This window comes from Dehalococcoidales bacterium, assembly GCA_028716225.1.
Lineage (GTDB): Bacteria > Chloroflexota > Dehalococcoidia > Dehalococcoidales > UBA5760 > UBA5760.
Genome location: JAQUQE010000012.1, coordinates 1 through 18,343, shown reverse-complemented (window position 1 = coordinate 18,343; position 18,343 = coordinate 1). Strand labels below are relative to the sequence as shown.

The following is an 18,343-nucleotide window of genomic DNA, read 5'->3' as shown; positions in this document are numbered from 1 at the left end:
GAAAATGGATCTATCCACGCAACAGCAAGCGGTAGTAGAAGCTGTGGCTAGGAACGACTGTGACGTTCGCGTTACAGCCAGAGCCGGCTGTGGTAAGACGACGACCATCCTACATGCCTGCGGGCCAGCCAAAGGCCGTGTAGGGTTTATAGCCTTCAACAAGGCGATCGTCAAGGACCTTGCCACTAAGGCACCGCCACACGTGAGAGTGCAGACGCTCCATAGCTTGGGGGCAGCATGTCTGAGTTCAGCGTTAGGCTACAGGCCTGACCTGGACCCGGACAAGGTGTACCTATTAGCTAAGGCGCATCTGAACGAGAAGGAGAAGGACCTGATATCGCCTATCATCAAACTGGTAGGGCTGATCAAGAACAACCTGGCAGACCCGTCGGACGAAGTGATGATAGAGCTCTGCTATGTATTCGGTATAGACATACCGGATGATTCGGAACGCCTGTACGACGTAGTCCGTGAGGTCCTGACAGACTGTATACCAGTGCCTGGGAGGACTTGCACCATCGACTTCGATGACATGATCTGGTTACCGGTGGTCATGAACCTCGACAGGTACCCACAGTACGACTGGTTGTTCGTCGACGAATCTCAGGACCTGAACGCCTGTCAGATGGAACTGGTACAGCGGTGTGCACGACATGGGCACGTCTGCTTCGTAGGAGACCCGGCACAAGCGATCTACGCATTCAGGGGTGCGGACAGTACTGCCATGGATACGATGGAGGCACATCTCACATCGACTGGTCGTAAGGTCTTAGAGCTCCCACTGAACAAGACGTACCGTTGCCCTAAGAAGATCGTCGCCCTGGCCAAGAGGATAGTGCCTGATTTCGAAGCACTACCACAAGCCCCAGAGGGGTTGGTCAAAGAGATATCGGGGCGAGACTTCAAAGCATCACCCGGTGACATGGTACTGTGTAGGACCAACGCCCCACTGGTCTCGATTGCGTATGTCTTCATCAGGGCAGGTACACCAGTCAAGATACAGGGGCGTGACATCGGTTCTGGCCTGATAGCACTGATCAACAAGCTCAAGCCCCTCAGCATTGACGACCTACTTGATAAGGTCTCCTCCTACCGGGAGCGCGAGCTGAAGAAGATAGAAGTGCAGTACCGGGACAAGCCCAGCAGGCGTATGACAGCGGAGGGAGTAATTAACGACAAGGTCGACACGATCAAGGAGTTGGCCTGTGAGCACTCCACCGTGGAGGAGCTGATAACGTCTATCCACTCTATCTTCAGCGACATCAGGGACACAGCGGGAGTGGTCCTACTATCCACAATACACAAGGCTAAGGGTCTTGAGGCTAGGCGGGTAGTGTGGCTGATACTGCCTAAGGGGTTCCAGGGTGAGCAGGAGCGTAACCTGGAGTACGTCGCCATGACCAGGGCAAAGGAAGAGCTGGTCATGTGCTACATGGAGTGATAGGCATGAGTAGACCCAAGATCGGTAGAGCCACCGATGGACATAAGAGAGTTAGACCAACGAAGAGGGCTGCTTATGTCCTGGATGGTGAGGACTGCGATTGGTTCGTCGTACTTGCCCCTCCGGGCAAAGAAGATGCTATACGCCTAGCATACTTCAAGGCTGTCGAGGCCGAAGAGGTGCTAAGCATCAAGGCAGCACATCACGAACCAGGTGGGCAGTACATGAGTGCCGAAGGGTTCGTAACGCTGCTGACTCGAGAGCTAGAGCACATGGGCATCCAAGCCACTGTCTATTGGGCCGATACTGTGGACCTGACAGACCTAGAGCTCTGCCCGACGTGTGCCGATGCAGTTGTCAAGAAAGGTAAGGCATGCAGGTCATGCCAGAGGAACATCAACAGGGCGGAGGCCATGAGGCGATAGAAATGACAAGACAAGAGGCAGATGCGATCATGAAGGTCGCGGGGGGCGTAATCACGAACACCAACACGCTGATTGAACTGGGTCAGCTACTAGCGGGGGCAGTAAATGACTGACTGCCCTAATGCTCCGGCCCGCGGTTGGTGGATATTCAAGCACAGGGACCACGAACTGCTCACCACGATGACCTTACCCAGCAGCACACATTCTGTGTGTATCTACTGCGGCGGAGGGAGGGTGGAACAGTTCTTGAGTCCGCATTTGCCGAAGGACGAGTTCGTGTCTCCAGAGGAGAACCTGGCCGTACACGAAGAGGCTGGGTACCGGTTCGACTGGGACAAGGGGCGGATCACCAAGATCGCTGCACCCAACGGTGACTCGGCCCTGATAGAATATGACGCCGGCGGTCACGCCAGCGTACGGGAAGGACCTAAGGAGGGACCACAGAAGTGATATATCCGACAGGAGTTAAAGCCTTGGACGAGCTGTTTGGCGGCTATGAGACCAAGGTCCTACACCTGTTCTACGGGCAGACGGCGGCAGGGAAGACAACCCTGACCGCTCACATCCCGATAGGACTCATAGCCAAGGCGAAGCCACTCGCTCATAACGAGTACTTCTATGTGATCGACGGTGATGGTGGGTTCGACTTCGACCGTGCAGCACAGATATGGACAGCGATGGGACTAGACCCGGAGGAGATCAGGAAGCACCTAATGTATTGGAACCCCTCCACGTTCGATGAGCAGCATAAGGCCATCATGGGACTGGAAGACAGCCTCAAAAAGAAGGGGCACAAGTGCCTTCTGGTAGCTGCGGACGCTATGACTGCCATCTATCGGGGGATAGTCATACGTGCGGACGCTCGTGACAAGTTACTAACTCTATCTGAGTACACGGGCAAATTGGACCAGGAACTACTAGCTCTGAGGCGGTTGTCCATCCAGTATGACTGTGTGGCCACGGCGAGTAGTTGGCCGGCATCGGTAATCCAGTCCTCAATGGGCACGAAGTCAGAGACACCGACGATCGGTGGTAGGGCGTTCGGATACATACCTAAGATCATCATCGAGATTACCATACCAGCGACCGACAGACCAGTGAGAGAGGCATTCCTCCGTAAGCACAGGGCGAAAGAGTCCGGCGGGAGTGTCATGTTCAAGCTGGCCAACTGTGGAGCGGCGGACTTGACGCCGCAGGACCTGTGAGGCGATAATATGGCAAGAGAGCGATGGAACCCTCCGAACTCCGGTTCGGAGTTAACTAAGGAGCGAGGAGCGATCGTGCATAAGGACCACATCATCCTCAGAGGCAAGTACGGGAACACTACCATCTCCTACAAGAGGAAGAACAACCCGTGTGGGGGTGACCCGCACAAGTTCTTCGTGCAATGTCTCACTTCCATGGGATACACGCCTGCACCGAAAGGAGCAGAACGCCCATGGCCGAAGCCGTGGTAGACGGGGGGAGTATGGCAGAACTGCAAGTACCTAAGACTCACGACGAAGCAACGGCAAGAGGATTGCTGGTGCTGCGGACTGAGTGGGGTGTCCTGGTTATTGACCCCAACAAGGCGGCTATAACCAAGGACGGTCACATCCGCCCCCATGCTGCCGGAATTTGGGCTGATGAAACACTACGAACGAACATCCGTAGGATACGGAGGGGTGTACGTGAACAGAAAAGATAGACAAATACTCAATGAGGTGCAAGAGAGCATAGATAACGCAAATAGCAACATCGATCAGATGCTGGAAGACCAGCTGTGCAGCAAAGAGATGCTGGACAGTACGGACTCGGCCCTATCCGAGGCCATGGACAAGCTCAGGGAGTTGTCGGGGGAACTGGAGGATCGATCAGGCAATGTTGCCAACCTGACACAGCAGGAGGAGCTAGCTGAGCAGGCCAGCAACCTAAGTGATGCTGCGGATTCTCTTGAGGGGGCTAAAGAGGACTTGGGCGAGCTGGTCGATAAATCCGAGTTCGATGAACTGTCCGAGGAGGCACTGGACCACGCCAAGGAGAAGCTCGAAGACGCGGAGGGCTCCTTCTCCGAGTATCTCTGAACTATATATACTTCCAAGGCTGTACGTAATACGGAGGGAACCATGAACAAGGTACTGATAGACCTGCCGAGGCCGGACCTGGTAAGTAGCTCCCCCGTATTCGTTTGTCACGACTGCGGTGTGGTCGTGGCAAAGGGGTGGCAATACGATGGGGTCATATTGTGCGAAGAGTGCTACATTGAAGCCCAGCCGTACTGGAAGCGCCTAGCCTGGAAGGGGAGGAGACATGAAAATACATTGCCCCGGTTGCGGGCAGCTAAACGAGCTGTCGAAGAGAGACTGGCAAGGCGACATTAACAAAACCATCTACGAAGGTGGTTGTGTTGAGTGTGGCCTTCCAATAGAGGTGGAGGTGCGGCATAGGACTAAGCAACGTCCGCGCTTCAAGATCATACAGTTGGAGGAGTAAGATGGACGACAAGATAGCAGTTGATCGATTGATCAACGAGAACATATCAGGCCTATACGGACACCTGTACGCGGGGGTAGTCACACACGTGATCATCACCCCGGGTGAACCCAGGGCTGAACCCCAATCCGCCGATACCGAAGGGTGCGATACCATAGACGTCGTATTAATATACGACGCACACCCCGAAGGCAGACATCCCGATCTACAGGTCGAGAACTTCAATGTTACCAGCATTGAATTAGTTGGGCTCGACGGTGTTATGGGGCCTATGGTCGACTACGAACTACCAGACGGAGAGGTCATTCACGGGTTCATACTAGAGCTCGACAGTGGTGACGATAACGACCAGATTGGGCTAGCCGAGATAGAAGTGTTCAACGGCTGGTGTAGGGCTCTAGTCATCACTGGTCGGGCCAGGGATGATACGGATGTCATGATACTCGAATGCGGTAGAGCCCCATCGGAGCAACCGGCTGATCTGGAAGTAGTCTCCGACGTCATAGAACGTACCGGGGAGAATGGAAGTGCTCGCACCTACAACTTCAACATGGTCGCCGCGGAGCACATTGAGACATTGATCGAAGCCCTGGAGAAGAGCACACACCCTCGGTGGATCATATTCACGGAGGTCAGTCGCGACATATATCTCGACGAAGTCGCACTCGACAACCTATCAGAGCTGGAGCCGGAGAAGATCATCAAGCTCACCGAGCTGCCATCCACCGCTATCAAGGCCCTCAAACGTATACCAACAGGCGATCAGAACACCATATTCGAAGCCCTGATCGACTCCCTGGGAAAGACTGCAACCCTGCGTGAAATGCTCGTCGAAGAGCAGGGTATACCCAAAATGATAGGGGCAGCTAATGAAGCTCCAGCCGGCTTCATGGTAGATGATGTAATGTACTACGCATACAAACTCTCTTAGGCCAGCACCTAGATAGTTCGTAATCATCGAACTATCTATGGTACCCTTTTATATACCGATATCCGCATCTCTTGGTACATAGTATAATAGGAGGACAACAATGAGCGGGGATGCAGCATATAGGAAACCGGCGTTAGTAAATACCAACATCCCGGGTGGTATTGAGTTCTGTCCGTTCTGTCATAAACCGGCGAGGCTCTTAGGCAAGGCTCGTAGTCCGGAAAACGGTAAGCCCATGGCTAAGTACCGTTGCGAGAACCCACTGTGTAGTATGTTACACTACACCAGGATGATAGGACCGGGAGGTAAGTGACATGGTTTTAATCGCATTTGAAGGACCATCTGGCGTTGGTAAATCAACCTTAATATCATTAGTTGCAGAGCGTACGGGTATCCCGGCGATCACCAGGGACCCTGTTGTTCGTAAGTTCAGAGTTACCGCGGGGCACCACGACATCTTTGTCCTGGAGCAAATGAGCATACTGAACAAGGTGCCATTCGATAGGATAGACATGCTCATCGATCGTATGCCCGTCGTGAGTCAGTGGGCATACGACGAGCTGTTGTGTCGCACAGGAGAAGTGCCTCGACGAGATTGGGCGATGGTACCTAAAGATACTGCATTCGTCTGGCTAGAGCGGGACTGGGAAGACAAGCATAAGCAAGAGCAGCAAAAGGAGTACGATCGCCTAGTGGACTATGCGAGTACACACTATCCTATCTTGCGTATCAAGACAGACCAATACAGTATTTATCAGTGTGTGAAGGCGATATGCGACTGGATACCCTCGGTGATCAACGATGTCAAGCACTAAGGGTAAGTACATCCTAGGCGGCGGGATAACCGGGTTGGCTGCCGCATACTACTTTGAAGACTACCAGGTCATATCCACACCCCCACACATTCCAAGTCTATCTGAAGGTCCGTACTACCTTCACGTCTCAGCGTTGTCCTCGGAGCTGCTGGCCAGTTTAGGCCTTCAGATAGGCACCAGGACTATTCAATATGGGTACCTCAAGGGTAAGCGGGTAGAGCCGCCGACCACTGCGGTACTATCAGAATATCACCAACGGACGTACAATAGGGACATGAGTCCAGAATACGCCGCCAAGCATGCGGATGGTAGTCACCAGATATACGAGGTGACTATGGAGCAGTTGTATCAGTCATTACATGCCTGGTGTGGCGATAGGATAATCGGGGACGAGGTATTAGGAATCAGCGAAGATCGTGTTAGGTGTAGATTCGCAACATACAAAGCCAGCACGATCATCAGCACTCTACCAGCCCCACTTATGAGTAAGCTCCGGTGCAAGCCGTTGAGCTACCAATACAAGCCAATACACATAGCTAAAGCCCCGGCGGACTTGTTCCCGGTTAACATATATGATACAGACTACGAGTATCTGTACCTTCTAGACTGTAAGGCCCATAGGATAACTAAGTGGATGGAACCCTGGGTAGTGGTCGAGTCCTACCTCCCCCTAGACTTACCAGGGGAAAAGATCTTCCAGTATGGTAAGCTAGTGTCCGCACCAGTACCGTGGGAAGGAATACCACGGGTTGGTAGGTGGGCCAAGTGGGAGAATGGGTACTTATTCAAGGATGCTCTGAAAGACATACGGGAGCTTGGTGCTCGTGGCTATTGATAAAGGCGACCGTAGAAGGCCGATAGGCGCACCCACCAGGTGTGGGCACCGGTGGGGACGTTGTGCCAAGAACACCAATCTCGAATCGACAACTCATTTCTGTAATGGTAAACCCAATCACAGAGGACCCCACCTGTGCTATTACTGTGGGGCTATAGAACCGGTGGAGGGAGGAACACGGATACACTCAAAGAAATGTGGAAAAGGCAGGTAGAGTTCAATAGGAAGTTCATCGATCCTAACGACACTGCCAAAGTGATACCACATGCTAAAGACATGGTCTTGAGCATGTTCACAGAGAACACTGAACTATTGGATGCCATGGGAGACTGGCGGGCATTCAGGTTCAACAAGCCCGAACCCTCGAAGTCTGGCATACTCGAGGAGGGAGTTGATATTTTTAAGTTCCTAATCAACACCCTAGACTCTTTCGGCATCACATCCTCTGACTTTTTCGAGTACTTCATCCTCAAGTCCGAGGTGGTTGAGCAACGATATATGTGGGAGCAGAAGCTAGCTCTCTGGAAGACTGACCCCGCAGTTAGAATCGTTGCCGTTGACCTTGATGGGGTACTAGCAAACTACCCAGATAACTGGATAAGTTATGTCAATAACAGGCTGGGTACATCGTTCACGATAAGGGACTTCGTCGGTACACTGCCAGGCGGGCTACCTATCAGCCAGGAAGACCACATCAGACTGAAGCACGAGTTCAGGGATGGTGGCTACGAGTGTATGTGGGCTGAACCAACCCCGTATGCCAAGCCGTTCCTGGAGCAGTTGAAAAACAGAGGGTACAGAATCGTGATCATGTCCGCCCGGCCATACAAAGAGTACAAACGGACACAAGCTGATGCCATAGAGTGGATGGCCGATCACGAACTCCCATACGATGCGTTCCTTTGGGGCAGGGATAAGGCCCTGAAGCTACACCAGGAGGCTCCTAGAGCAATAGCCCTGGTAGATGATGATCCTATCGCGATTAACAACGCAGCTGCGAATGGCATACAGGGGTATCTGGTTGACAGGCCTTACAACAAGTGGCTAGACCTTCACTCCGGCGCCATCCGAGTATTAGGGCTTGAGCGCTTGATACAGAAGTACCTCGGGTGATCTTATGGCACGCATAGACGGGGTAGGCAAGAGCACCAAGACAATGAACTTCATACGAAGATTCTCCAGCGAGGTACGGTTGTATGAGGATGTTGAGTACCTGCTGATAATACGGTATGGTGGGTTCCTGGTCGAACAGCAGTACGAAGTACCACTAGCAACGCCTCGTAGTCTAGGAAGGGTAGCTGCTAGGAAGCTCGGTAGGAAACAGCTCATGAAGTGGTGCAGAGAATGGCGGGCATCAAACCCGATCGGGGCAAAGATCACGGTCAGAGGTAGCCTGGTGATGACGGCTACTAAGTTCATCCAGCTCGACGACAACTCCGCCTGGTCGGGCGGACAAGGGATCGAGTACTGGGCTTACGGTCCTTACAACATTCGAGGACACAAGAGGGAGGACAACAATGAACCCAAGCATTAAAGTGGTTGGGGAGGATGGTAACATCTTTTCCATAATGGGGCGGGCTAGCCGAGCATTGAAAGATTCCGGCCAGCCCGAGAGAGCGACTGAGATGTGTGACGCTGTACAACAGTGTCATTCGTACGATGAGGCACTCGCCAAGATCAGCGAGTACGTCGACATGGAGTAGATACTATGAAGCCAGAAGTAAAGAGACCGACTGACCCACACGGTATAGGTGGGTTGGTCAGAGCTGCCAGGAAGGCGCTCGAAGATGCCGGACAACAGATCGAATCGAGGGAGATGGCCCGAAGGTGCTTCAACGCCAAGAAGCGCGATGAGGTCATCAAGATCGTAGAGGAGTATGTGACGCTCGTCTAATACAGGTGTTATGATGAGCGTACCCCCTAGAGACCATAAGAACTTTCACATCCCTAAGGTCGACGTGACTGGCCCATACAAGGATAGGATCGTGCAGGGCTACAGGGGCGGACGATACTTGGGGGCTGTGCATCGTGTAGATGTGACATGCCCCAAGACTCAAAGGGCTCCGTGGGTATGGCCGGAGCACCAGTCAACCTACATGAACCGCGTGCACGTCTGCTATGCTGACGAGTTCGGGGAAATGTTAGAGAACTCCGAAGGAGTACCGTCAGATGACTTCGTTGTCATCGACGTACTAATAGAAGGACTGGCGCTTCGGACAGGCAACTACGGAGACGATGGTGAGCTCGGGTTCTACTTCGACTACATGGGCATACCGCAACACGCCTATGCAGAGCTAGCAGAAGACGAGCACGGGCAGCTGTGGTTGATAATAACACCACATGATGCAGACCCAGGAGACTGAGTAGATGGACAGAAAAAAAGAGATCGATTCAATGCGGACCATGATGGGGACCATGCCCACCATGAACCCGGAGCGATCGGACATCATACATACAGACCTATCACACATAAAGGTCCGTATGGTAGGATATCCGGACAACCCGTACAGGCCTATATACGAAGTGGCCTCCGCAACATGGGGTAGCAGAGAAGGGTGGGGGGACAGGTGGAAACAAGCCACCCCCGAAGGGCGGCTGATAGTGGTGGATGCTGCCTTATCACGCAACACCTTACCATCAGCCCTGGAGGCGATCAACTTTACCTTCGCCGTAGAAGGGTGTTCTCGTTCATCCTTCGACCAGATAGCTAGGCATAGAGCAATGGCATTCGGGTCTGTAGGCATGAGGGACAATAACCACTTGGACGCAGCGTTGCTCCTGCCAGAAGACATGGGCGAATACCACGAGGAGGTCTACCACATCTTCCGTCAGACCAAAGACCTGTACGAGAAGATGATCAAGGAAGGCAACCACAACTGGCAGAACGCCAGGGCGATCATGCCCATGGGGGTTGAGTGGAGGTTCACGATGTCTGGTAACTACAGAGCCTTCCAGGACTTCTGCTCCCAGCGCCTATCGTTCCACGAGCAGGCTGACACAGTAGCCGTCGCGTGGTTGATACGTCAGCGGATCAAGGACATGTTCCCTCTGTTAGGTGCCTATATGCGCCCGGCCTGTGACTTCTCTAAGAAGTGTCTGTACGCTAAGAGCTACAGTATCTCGGAATGCTTCGGTTGCCTGTTCAAGTCTTGCGGTAGGTGGCCCCGGACAGACGAGTACGAGTACGCCACGTGGAACACCAGCTGTACCACACCTGAACGGCTACGTGCTCAACTGGGGGTAGACATACCCAACCCAGACGAATGGGACGAAGTAGTCCAACGCGCCAAGCAGTCAGATCGGAGGTGGTTCCAATGACAGTCGACATAGGCAGTACCGGCGGTTATAGGACCCTACTAGAGTACGTAAGTGCTCGGGGTGTGTTACAGACCATCCGCGGTCAGCAGTACCTGGCCATCGTACCGGACACTTTCTACTCGGAGTACAAGGACCCAGCGTTCTTCCAGTGCTTCAGGCAGTTCAATGAGTACCTCGGTAAGGCCAGAGTGGACTACATACAGTCCAACTTCAAGGCAAAGGCACTGAGGCACTTCCTCCGCACAATGGAGGACGAGCCTTGTAGTCGGCAGGAGATCTTCTACAAGCCGGATTGGTGGTGGGATGGAGCGAGCGGGCACGTCAACTGTGTACTAGCGTACCAGCCCATGATCCAGGATGAAAGGATGGACCTGCATGTGTTCATGCGATCGTCCGACCTATGGAACGCATTCCCGTTCGACTGGTATGCCCAAAACGAGCACCTGCGCTTCTTCCAAGGTCTCTACAACGCTAAGATTAAGCGGGGAGAGATAAGCACTATCCAGGACGTGTACAAGGCCGCTACAGACCCAAAGGGCATCAGTGCTGGTAGGGTATACTGGCATACCAGTAACCTGCACGTACGACAGGCAGACCTAGAAGCCATACTGGACTTCATGAAGGAGTTTAGGTTCTGATGGCGTTGCCCCAACGTTGGCTCGACGCAGAAGCGATCACCACCGGTACCGGTGACGGTCGGAAGACCATGTTGAAATACATGGCTGAAGACAAGAGCATACGCATCGTCGATCCACCCTTTCAACCTTATTTCTTTGCACCAGCTGAGCACCTAGGGTACATACAGAGCGGACTGAAACAATTCCACGCTGACGTAGAGAAGGGACCCTACCTGTCTACCACCGGGGTGAGGCTGGTCAAGATCAGTTGCCAATCAATAGAGGATATCGGTCGCAGGGACCAACCGGGGTTCAGAGACTACCTGGAAGATATGCGAATACAGACCTTCGAGTCCGATGTCCCATTCGTCGATCGAGTTATGCTCGATTGTAACATAAAGCAGTGCCCCATAAAGGACAGGGCCTACTTAGATATAGAAGTCGAAGCTCTGCACGGGTTTCCGGACGAGACCAAGGCAGAGCACCAAATCCTATCCGCCGCCGTGGTAGGTAATGATGGTAAAGAGTACTTCTTCTGTCATGATAACGAGCTGATGGTCCTAGGGGACATCCAAAGGTTATTCAAGCAGAAGTATCACATGGTCACCGGGTGGAACTTGAAGAAGTTCGACTGGACGTATATGCGTAACAGAGCCAGGAAGCTCAACGCTCGGTTCAGTACCTTCGGTATACAAGAGATAGACGCCATGATGAATTACAGGAAGATCGCCATTCTCGGGTACGGTGGCGAAGGGTATAGCCTAGAGGCCGTCGCTAAGCAGCACTTCGGAGTTGATGTGGAGTCAAATAAGATTCCGATGACCCCGCAGGAGATGTGGGAGAGTTTCAAAGGCGATCGGGTCAAGCTACGCGAGTATAATATGCAAGACTCGAAGCTTGTGCTGAAGCTGGACTCCCTACTGAATCTATGTGCGCCTTATGTTCAAATATGTGAGCGGACACCCATCCTCCTCCGAGACACCCCTCTAATGACTAAAGTGTGGGAGCACATGCTGATGAGAGGCGTGTTGGCACACGCACCCCGGTTAGTATTCCCCCGTAGGACCAAGAAGGAGGCCAATCTCATAGGCGGGTTCACGTACGAACCAACTGCAGGAGTATACGATAACGTCCTCGTAATGGACTATTCGGGTCTGTATCCGAGCATCATGAGATCGTTCGAACTCTCCCCCGAGCTTGTGAGCCTGTATCAGGCATGGAAAAGGTCGAAGCTGGATTTAAATACGTGGATAAACCTTACGTTCTTGGGGGACAACGATGGCTAACGATGTAAATTTGGACACACTACTTCCACTAGATATGCGGGAGTACATCGGGTTCGTCCATACGTTATTACAACGAGAGTTAGTAGCACCCCCTATCTATGCCGGTCTTCTGCAAGAGTTGGGCGAACAACGGTCCAAGCTCCGCAAGGAGATGAAGCAACTCAATCCTTCATCTGCAGAATACATGGCTCGCAACACTCAACAGGGCTCCAACAAACTGCTAATGGTGTCTGCTTATGGGGTGTCAGGGTATGAGTCAACTCGATTCTTTAATGAGCAGTTCTTCAACTCCGTGTCAGGCATGGGGCAGTACCTGATCAACACTACGTTCGCTTTAGCTAGGGAGATGGGTTACGAGATCGTCTACTCAGATACAGACTCGGTGTTCATGTACTCCAAGACACCGGTTGACGCATTCCGATTATGTCTAGACTTCCCGAGCATAGCAGACGGGCTTACTAATGCAATTTACAACTATTGTGGTATTAAGTGGGGGGTAGACCCAGATAAATATTGTATGGTACTTGATGCAGAGAAGGTCTATGCCAAGTGCCTGTTCACATCATCCAAAAAGAAGTACCGAGGGGAACGGATCTGGAAGGACGGGGAGTTCGGTCAGGAGACCGAACTAGTAGGGTTCGAGGCTAAGCGCGGCGATGCTTCAGAAGTGGTGAAGCAATGCCAGCTAAAAGTGCAAGAGATACTTATCGCATCTGGTGATGAGTCAGAGATCACTACCTACGTTAATCAGCTGATCCAAGACATGTATGCGGGTCAACTGGACAAGGATCTAGTACTGGCTAAGGCCATAAACAAGGCCCGGTTAGAAGATTACCCCACTGAACCCCCGCACGTCAAAGCAGCGAAAATGTTACAGGAGCGAGCGGGGTTCAGGTCCGGGGATACCGTCCGCTTCGTTATATCCGGCATCGGCAAGGATCACAAGCCTATAGTAATACCGATAGACCCCGCTCACCCGGACGTGATACCCCCCATACAGAAGAGCGGTTATGATTATTACGCTCAGAAACTATTGGACATGATCGAACGACTTCTTGGTCGACCGCTCAAAGGGATTACACCCGGGGTTGACCGTAACCAAACAACTTTGTTATCATTCGGAAGTGTTGACTATGACGGAGTCAGTAGCGAGAGCATTAGAGAGCCACCTGCGGTTCCAGACGATACCGGAGCAGTTCCCGAGGGATATACAGAAACCCCGATCGAGGGCGACGTCCAAGGAGCAGTACCTGGACTTTATGATCCGGAACAGGAATAGAGTAGACTGCTTTACTTCGGTCTATTGTGACAGGCAGATAGACAGTAAGCTGGTCGACACTATCTTCGTTGAAATAGACGCTTCCGACTTCGGTGAGGCTAACCGCAGGGCCTGCATACTTGAATCGCATTTACGCGACCGGCATATCGACTACCGTAAGTACTTCAGTGGCCGACGCGGGTTTCACTACTACTTAGACATGCCCCCCGTAAAGCTATCATCACCTGGTACGGCTGTTGGAATGTTCATCAAGTCTTTACCACAAGTGATAGACGCCAATGTAATGTCCGGGCCCAGGCAGATGGCGAGAACACCATACACCAGGCACTCGAAGACATTGCTATGGTGCGTCCCAGTCAACCCAGGGTTTACATTACAACAGTCTATCTGCCCGTTCTATCAGGAGTGCGATCTGGCAGAAAACCCGGATTTACCGAATATACTTAAGGAGTTCGACAGGGTGGCTCCACGGCCAGCACCAACTCAGCGTATATATAACCAGCTATGGCCTGCTTGTATAACGAATGCGTTGAGTGAGTTGCAGGAGACAGGCGAACTAGATCACCGGCAACGCCTGCACATGGTAGCCTTTCTATTAAGGTCCGGGTACTCACCGGATAGTATAGATGCGGTCTTCGCCCAAAATGCTAAAGACTACAAGGCGGGCATAACGAGGCAGCAGATCACACACATGGTCCGTACCGGAATGGCTTGCTACACCTGCATGAATGTACAGGGTATGGACCTATGCCCGTATGATCCAACAAAACAGAGATTCTGTGAGTTCTACCCCTCCATCAACTATCAAGTTAAGTACGACAATCTCGAATGAAATACGACGACATTTATATACCAATTAAAGAGTGAAGAGGTGTAAGAGGTGCCAGACGTGAATATATTGGAGGCTCGGCCACATGTGCTCGACGTACTGCGCCGAGAACATCATGCGCTACAAACGAGGACTGCCCTATTAGGCGGGGAGCTAGACTGTCTACGAGCTCAAGAAGGTGCGCCTGCCGGAGACATAGCCATAGCACAAGGTAAATTGACCGAGGCCCAGACCAAGAGGGATGCCATCCGCGTGTTCTTAGACTATGTAGAAGCCATGGGCATGGCAATGGACATGATGGAGAAATAAGAATGCCGGGCGAGACAGTCTTATTATCACAACAGGTTACAGCCGATGATTTAGATCGTCTCATGCGCCTGTTTACTTTCGACGCAGTCCTACGGCAAGGGGAACTGCAGCAGGCACAACAGTACTTAAACTATATTAAGCTAGAGGGATCAGACTCGGCATTGGATCTGTCTTCAACGGCGAAGAGGATAGAGGAGGTCACCGAGCAAGTTAACTTCGACCTTAAGTGGATCGGAGTCATCCAGGAGTTACAGTCATCTATTACTAAGTGATGACAGAGGTGAAACCGTGGACATATACCAAAAGGCAGGCGTCAAAAAGGAAGACGTGCAGGCGTGGGCACATAAGACGTACCCACAGTTTGAGAACAACGAGAAGGTAGTCCTACAGCTATACCTGAAGCAGGTCAAGCGAGTGGAAGTACCTATGACCTCCATCCTGGGGATCAAGGGGACACCAGCAACGATCGCTGACATTCAGGTAGGGAAGTTCATCGTATTGGAGGGTATCGTGGGCCCTCTGATGCAAGACTTCAGCTACGAGGGATGCCCTCAGTGCAGTAAGAAAGTAGATGGTGGTCAGTGCAGAGAGCATGGTCCAGTCATACCAGTACAGCTGACGTTCCACCGGTATGTCTTCGGAGACAACACCGGGGATATAGAGATATCGCTCGGCCCCAAGCTCGTACAGGAGCATGGTAACCTCGAAGGTGCCACGGTGAAGCTGAACGGTAAGCAGAAAGAGGACGGGTCATTCACTGTCTCAAACCTTGAAAAGGTTGAGACGCCCGATACCCTGGTACCCAAGCAGCAGACCGACAACCTAGCCAGGGAAGTAGCTCAGCTACAGACCATGGCAGCGCAGTTCAAAGAGCTGGATCTACAGTCTCTGCAGTTGTGGCATCAGACCAACAAGCTGCAGACCCCGCTCGGACAGCTGATCACCGCGGCAGGAGTCAAGCTCGCACCAGACGCAGCACCTGCTCCGGCACCTGCTCCGGCAAAGGCACCCGAACTTCCTGTAGCGAAGGCACCGACCGACGCCAAGGAGAAGGGCGAGCTTGAGCAGATGAAGAAGATGTTCAAAGATGGCGTCAAGCTCGTGGACCTGCAAGAGTGGCATTCCAGGAAGAAGCTGAAGACCCCACTGGAGGACCTGCTAGCAGCCGTCGGAGGCCGGATAGAGAACGGCATCGTACTCTGGTCGTGATTGAATGGCGTACTGTAGTGACGCCTGCCACATCGGGGAGGAGGCAGTCTACGAGGCCTTCTTCCGGGCGTGGCATCACGAAGATCGTAGTGGCGAGGTACACGTTACCGACCTTGTAGGATATTGTCTCAGGCAGTCCTACCTCCAGAAGTACCACCCAGAGCTGTTCAAGCCGGAGACCGTCTTCAGGATGCTAACGGGAACTCTATTGCACACAATACCTCTGTTCCCGCACCTACCAAACAGTCACGAAATAAAAGTCGACGGGTTGGGGGTTAAAGGCACCATAGACGAGTTCGCCAACGGGATCATATACGACAAGAAGATGAGCTTCACTGAGCACACCGGCGCCAGCGACTACGTCAAGAAGCAGCTCAACTTCTATGCCGTGCTAGCCCGACAAAAGGGCATGGACGTCAAAGGCGCCGTCGTCCTGTACGTGAACCCCTCTGATGGGAAGATCAGGTCGTTCGATGTCAAGCTAGGGCCTGAAGACATTGTGATGGCAGAGCTGATAGACAAGGCCACCACGATGCAGCAGCACATCAGCTTAGACATACCTCCGCCGCGGACTGTAGGTTGGTGGTGCAAGGACTGCCCCGCGGCTGTGATGTGCTTCGTCGGCGGATCCACGCAGCCCCCATTGGACCCGGAGGATGTCGCATGATCATCATCGACATCAACGAGGCAACCAACCACGCTGACCTGGCGCCGAGGTTGGAGGAGGCCGAGATAGAAGTTGAAGTACGAGCACTCGGGGCAGGAGACTTCATAGTAGTCGGTCCCGAGCAGAAACTCCTTATAGAGCGCAAGACCGCCAAGAACTTCGTAACATCCTTAGAGTCTAAGCAGTTGTTCGCCCAACTCGAAAAGATGAAAGCATCTGAGGACGTCCGCCCACGAGTACTAATCGAGGGTGCTCTATCAGGGGCACTAGAGGATACTAGTATACCCTTACAGGCACTCCTAGGTACGGTGGGTAGCGTAATAGACTCTTGGGGCGTGCCGGTCTACTGGACAGACAGTTGGAGCGAGACTATAGCAATGCTCAAGCAGCTCCACCGGGCGGTGAACCGAGACAACAAGAAAGTCGAGTTCACCCTCCGGGTCCACAAAAAGAACAGGGATCCAGAAGAGACCGTCCGGTATGTTCTCGAAGGCCTAGATGGCATCGGTCCGAAACTATCAGGCATGCTCTTAGAGCGGTTCGGATCATTGCGTGGCATACTCGATGCGCCTATATCCCAGCTACGCCAGGTACCCGGTATCGGCAAGTCTACAGCCACTAAAATATATGAGGTGCTCCACTATGGAGAAACTGGATGTACTGAGGTCAAAGCCCCTGCTAATCGAAGAGCTCCGTAAGATCGCATCCTACGAAGCTAAGGAGCAGGCCCGAGTCGATAAGAGCTCATTTGGCGGAGGGTACAGAGTATCGTGGCAGCTGTTAGACGTACCGACTGAATACCACCCGGTCAAGCAGCTGGTACTAGAGGGGTTCGTGAAGAAGGTCGGACGGAAGAGTTACCAACTGATAGACCCCGAGGAGACGCAGTCATTACTGAAGCGGCTAGACGAAGAACGGTCTACCAGCGAGCAGACCATGAACGCCCTACTGTCGGGTAATAACCTAAAAGGCTTATTCAACTCGATAGTAGGGTACGATGACCTCAAGGGACTGTTCATCCGATCGCTATCGGCATCTAAACCGGTGCACATCCTCATGATCGGTCCACCAGGAACCGCTAAGTCTCTGTTCCTACTAGCGCTAGAGACGCTAGGGGCGACAGTAATCACAGCGGGTAGTGCGACAAAAGCAGGTATTCGCGAGGTACTTACTGAAACGCCGCGAATACTGATCATAGACGAGTTGGACAAGATCAACTCCAGCAAAGAACTGTCTGCATTGCTAACCTGGATGGAGAGCGGTAAGGTACATGTGACGCAGCATAGTCTGACACAAACGTTCTCTGGTATGGGTTGGGTATTCGCCGCTGCCAATACTACAAGAGGATTACCCAAAGAGCTACTAGACCGGTTCATGCCTGTACATCTTACGGCATATACCCCACAGCAATTTGTCCATGTCGTCACGCATTACCTCAAATCTACAGGCGTGGAGCCAGAGCTTGCTGCATATATCGCGACATCCGTTCAGCGGTATTCAAACAGTGTACGAGAGGCGGTGAGGGTAGCCCGATTGTGCGAGAGCAAAGCGGACGTTGATGCCACAATACAGATCATCCGAAAGTATCAGCCTAGAGCTGGCACAGGGCAAGGTTGATCGGTATGCTCACTATTACTACTACCCCTTTAAATAGGGACTCCGGGGTGTGCTACCTAATCGCCAATTGCCGACAGCAACAAATAAATACAAGAGAGCAGCTCTGTACCTACGAGGATAAACATGGCAAGATCTCTACAGGAGATGGCATCCACTGGGGCCTCGAAGCTCCAGAACAGGGCGGGCATCATGGCCAGGAACTACGAAGCTTCCAAGGCCGGAATGATCGAGAACTTCAACGCCAACCCGTTTGGTCCGACCGTCAAGGCCAACTACAGGGAAGGCGTTCAGAG

General features: G+C 52.6%; 27 protein-coding genes. All 27 read left to right on the top strand.

Annotation, left to right across the window (positions count from 1 at the left end; translation table 11 throughout):
• Positions 1–4 precede the first annotated feature (4 nt).
• Positions 5–1,441 (top strand): ATP-dependent helicase, encoded by a 1,437-nt coding sequence (locus PHI12_07905; GenBank protein MDD5510717.1) that lies wholly within the window; start codon positions 5–7, stop codon positions 1,439–1,441.
• A gap of 5 nt (positions 1,442–1,446) precedes the next feature.
• Positions 1,447–1,866, top strand: a complete 420-nt coding sequence (locus PHI12_07900; GenBank protein ID MDD5510716.1) for a hypothetical protein — start codon at positions 1,447–1,449, stop codon at positions 1,864–1,866.
• Between the two features lie 105 nt (positions 1,867–1,971).
• Positions 1,972–2,316: a hypothetical protein gene (locus PHI12_07895; GenBank protein ID MDD5510715.1), complete on the top strand. Its 345-nt coding sequence runs from the start codon at positions 1,972–1,974 to the stop codon at positions 2,314–2,316.
• Positions 2,313–3,071: a hypothetical protein gene (locus PHI12_07890; GenBank protein MDD5510714.1), complete on the top strand. Its 759-nt coding sequence runs from the start codon at positions 2,313–2,315 to the stop codon at positions 3,069–3,071. The genes PHI12_07895 and PHI12_07890 overlap by 4 nt, the downstream gene beginning before the upstream one ends.
• 233 nt (positions 3,072–3,304) lie before the next feature.
• Positions 3,305–3,553, top strand: coding sequence for a hypothetical protein (locus PHI12_07885; GenBank protein MDD5510713.1), 249 nt, complete (start codon positions 3,305–3,307; stop codon positions 3,551–3,553).
• A complete protein-coding gene (locus PHI12_07880) occupies positions 3,537–3,929 on the top strand; it encodes a hypothetical protein (GenBank protein ID MDD5510712.1) in 393 nt (130 codons plus the stop codon). The genes PHI12_07885 and PHI12_07880 overlap by 17 nt, the downstream gene beginning before the upstream one ends.
• Before the next feature lie 42 nt (positions 3,930–3,971).
• Positions 3,972–4,226, top strand: coding sequence for a hypothetical protein (locus PHI12_07875; GenBank protein MDD5510711.1), 255 nt, complete (start codon positions 3,972–3,974; stop codon positions 4,224–4,226).
• 113 nt (positions 4,227–4,339) lie between these two features.
• Entirely contained in the window at positions 4,340–5,269 is a 930-nt protein-coding gene (locus PHI12_07870) for a hypothetical protein (GenBank protein MDD5510710.1), read from the top strand.
• Positions 5,270–5,369: 100 nt separating this feature from the next.
• Positions 5,370–5,582: a hypothetical protein gene (locus PHI12_07865; GenBank protein MDD5510709.1), complete on the top strand. Its 213-nt coding sequence runs from the start codon at positions 5,370–5,372 to the stop codon at positions 5,580–5,582.
• Between the two features lies 1 nt (position 5,583).
• Entirely contained in the window at positions 5,584–6,084 is a 501-nt protein-coding gene (locus tag PHI12_07860) for a hypothetical protein (protein MDD5510708.1), read from the top strand.
• Positions 6,071–6,919: a hypothetical protein gene (locus PHI12_07855; GenBank protein MDD5510707.1), complete on the top strand. Its 849-nt coding sequence runs from the start codon at positions 6,071–6,073 to the stop codon at positions 6,917–6,919. The genes PHI12_07860 and PHI12_07855 overlap by 14 nt, the downstream gene beginning before the upstream one ends.
• A gap of 135 nt (positions 6,920–7,054) precedes the next feature.
• On the top strand, positions 7,055–8,032 hold the full coding sequence (locus PHI12_07850; protein MDD5510706.1) for a dUTP diphosphatase: 978 nt from the start codon (positions 7,055–7,057) through the stop codon (positions 8,030–8,032).
• 4 nt (positions 8,033–8,036) lie between these two features.
• Positions 8,037–8,453 (top strand): hypothetical protein, encoded by a 417-nt coding sequence (locus tag PHI12_07845; protein MDD5510705.1) that lies wholly within the window; start codon positions 8,037–8,039, stop codon positions 8,451–8,453.
• On the top strand, positions 8,437–8,622 hold the full coding sequence (locus PHI12_07840; protein MDD5510704.1) for a hypothetical protein: 186 nt from the start codon (positions 8,437–8,439) through the stop codon (positions 8,620–8,622). The genes PHI12_07845 and PHI12_07840 overlap by 17 nt, the downstream gene beginning before the upstream one ends.
• Before the next feature lie 5 nt (positions 8,623–8,627).
• The gene (locus PHI12_07835; GenBank protein ID MDD5510703.1) at positions 8,628–8,813 is read left to right on the top strand and encodes a hypothetical protein; all 186 of its coding nucleotides are present in this window, start codon (positions 8,628–8,630) and stop codon (positions 8,811–8,813) included.
• A 202-nt stretch (positions 8,814–9,015) separates the two neighbouring features.
• Positions 9,016–9,282, top strand: coding sequence for a hypothetical protein (locus PHI12_07830; protein ID MDD5510702.1), 267 nt, complete (start codon positions 9,016–9,018; stop codon positions 9,280–9,282).
• A 4-nt stretch (positions 9,283–9,286) separates the two neighbouring features.
• A complete protein-coding gene (locus PHI12_07825) occupies positions 9,287–10,237 on the top strand; it encodes an FAD-dependent thymidylate synthase (protein ID MDD5510701.1) in 951 nt (316 codons plus the stop codon).
• Entirely contained in the window at positions 10,234–10,875 is a 642-nt protein-coding gene (locus PHI12_07820; protein ID MDD5510700.1) for a hypothetical protein, read from the top strand. Before PHI12_07825 ends, PHI12_07820 begins: the two co-directional genes overlap by 4 nt.
• Positions 10,875–12,140 carry a 3'-5' exonuclease gene (locus PHI12_07815; GenBank protein ID MDD5510699.1) on the top strand — a complete coding sequence of 422 codons (1,266 nt, stop codon included), beginning with the start codon at positions 10,875–10,877 and terminating at the stop codon, positions 12,138–12,140. Before PHI12_07820 ends, PHI12_07815 begins: the two co-directional genes overlap by 1 nt.
• Complete coding sequence (locus tag PHI12_07810) at positions 12,133–13,419, top strand: DNA polymerase domain-containing protein (protein MDD5510698.1); 1,287 nt, start codon at positions 12,133–12,135, stop codon at positions 13,417–13,419. The genes PHI12_07815 and PHI12_07810 overlap by 8 nt, the downstream gene beginning before the upstream one ends.
• The gene (locus PHI12_07805) at positions 13,400–14,251 is read left to right on the top strand and encodes a hypothetical protein (protein ID MDD5510697.1); all 852 of its coding nucleotides are present in this window, start codon (positions 13,400–13,402) and stop codon (positions 14,249–14,251) included. Before PHI12_07810 ends, PHI12_07805 begins: the two co-directional genes overlap by 20 nt.
• A gap of 48 nt (positions 14,252–14,299) precedes the next feature.
• Positions 14,300–14,557: a hypothetical protein gene (locus PHI12_07800; GenBank protein MDD5510696.1), complete on the top strand. Its 258-nt coding sequence runs from the start codon at positions 14,300–14,302 to the stop codon at positions 14,555–14,557.
• Between the two features lie 2 nt (positions 14,558–14,559).
• Positions 14,560–14,829 carry a hypothetical protein gene (locus PHI12_07795; GenBank protein MDD5510695.1) on the top strand — a complete coding sequence of 90 codons (270 nt, stop codon included), beginning with the start codon at positions 14,560–14,562 and terminating at the stop codon, positions 14,827–14,829.
• A 16-nt stretch (positions 14,830–14,845) separates the two neighbouring features.
• Entirely contained in the window at positions 14,846–15,766 is a 921-nt protein-coding gene (locus tag PHI12_07790; protein MDD5510694.1) for a hypothetical protein, read from the top strand.
• Positions 15,767–15,770: 4 nt separating this feature from the next.
• The gene (locus tag PHI12_07785; protein ID MDD5510693.1) at positions 15,771–16,433 is read left to right on the top strand and encodes a Dna2/Cas4 domain-containing protein; all 663 of its coding nucleotides are present in this window, start codon (positions 15,771–15,773) and stop codon (positions 16,431–16,433) included.
• Positions 16,430–17,131, top strand: coding sequence for an ERCC4 domain-containing protein (locus PHI12_07780; GenBank protein ID MDD5510692.1), 702 nt, complete (start codon positions 16,430–16,432; stop codon positions 17,129–17,131). The genes PHI12_07785 and PHI12_07780 overlap by 4 nt, the downstream gene beginning before the upstream one ends.
• Positions 17,076–18,050, top strand: coding sequence for an AAA family ATPase (locus PHI12_07775; protein ID MDD5510691.1), 975 nt, complete (start codon positions 17,076–17,078; stop codon positions 18,048–18,050). The genes PHI12_07780 and PHI12_07775 overlap by 56 nt, the downstream gene beginning before the upstream one ends.
• Positions 18,051–18,343: the final 293 nt, after the last annotated feature.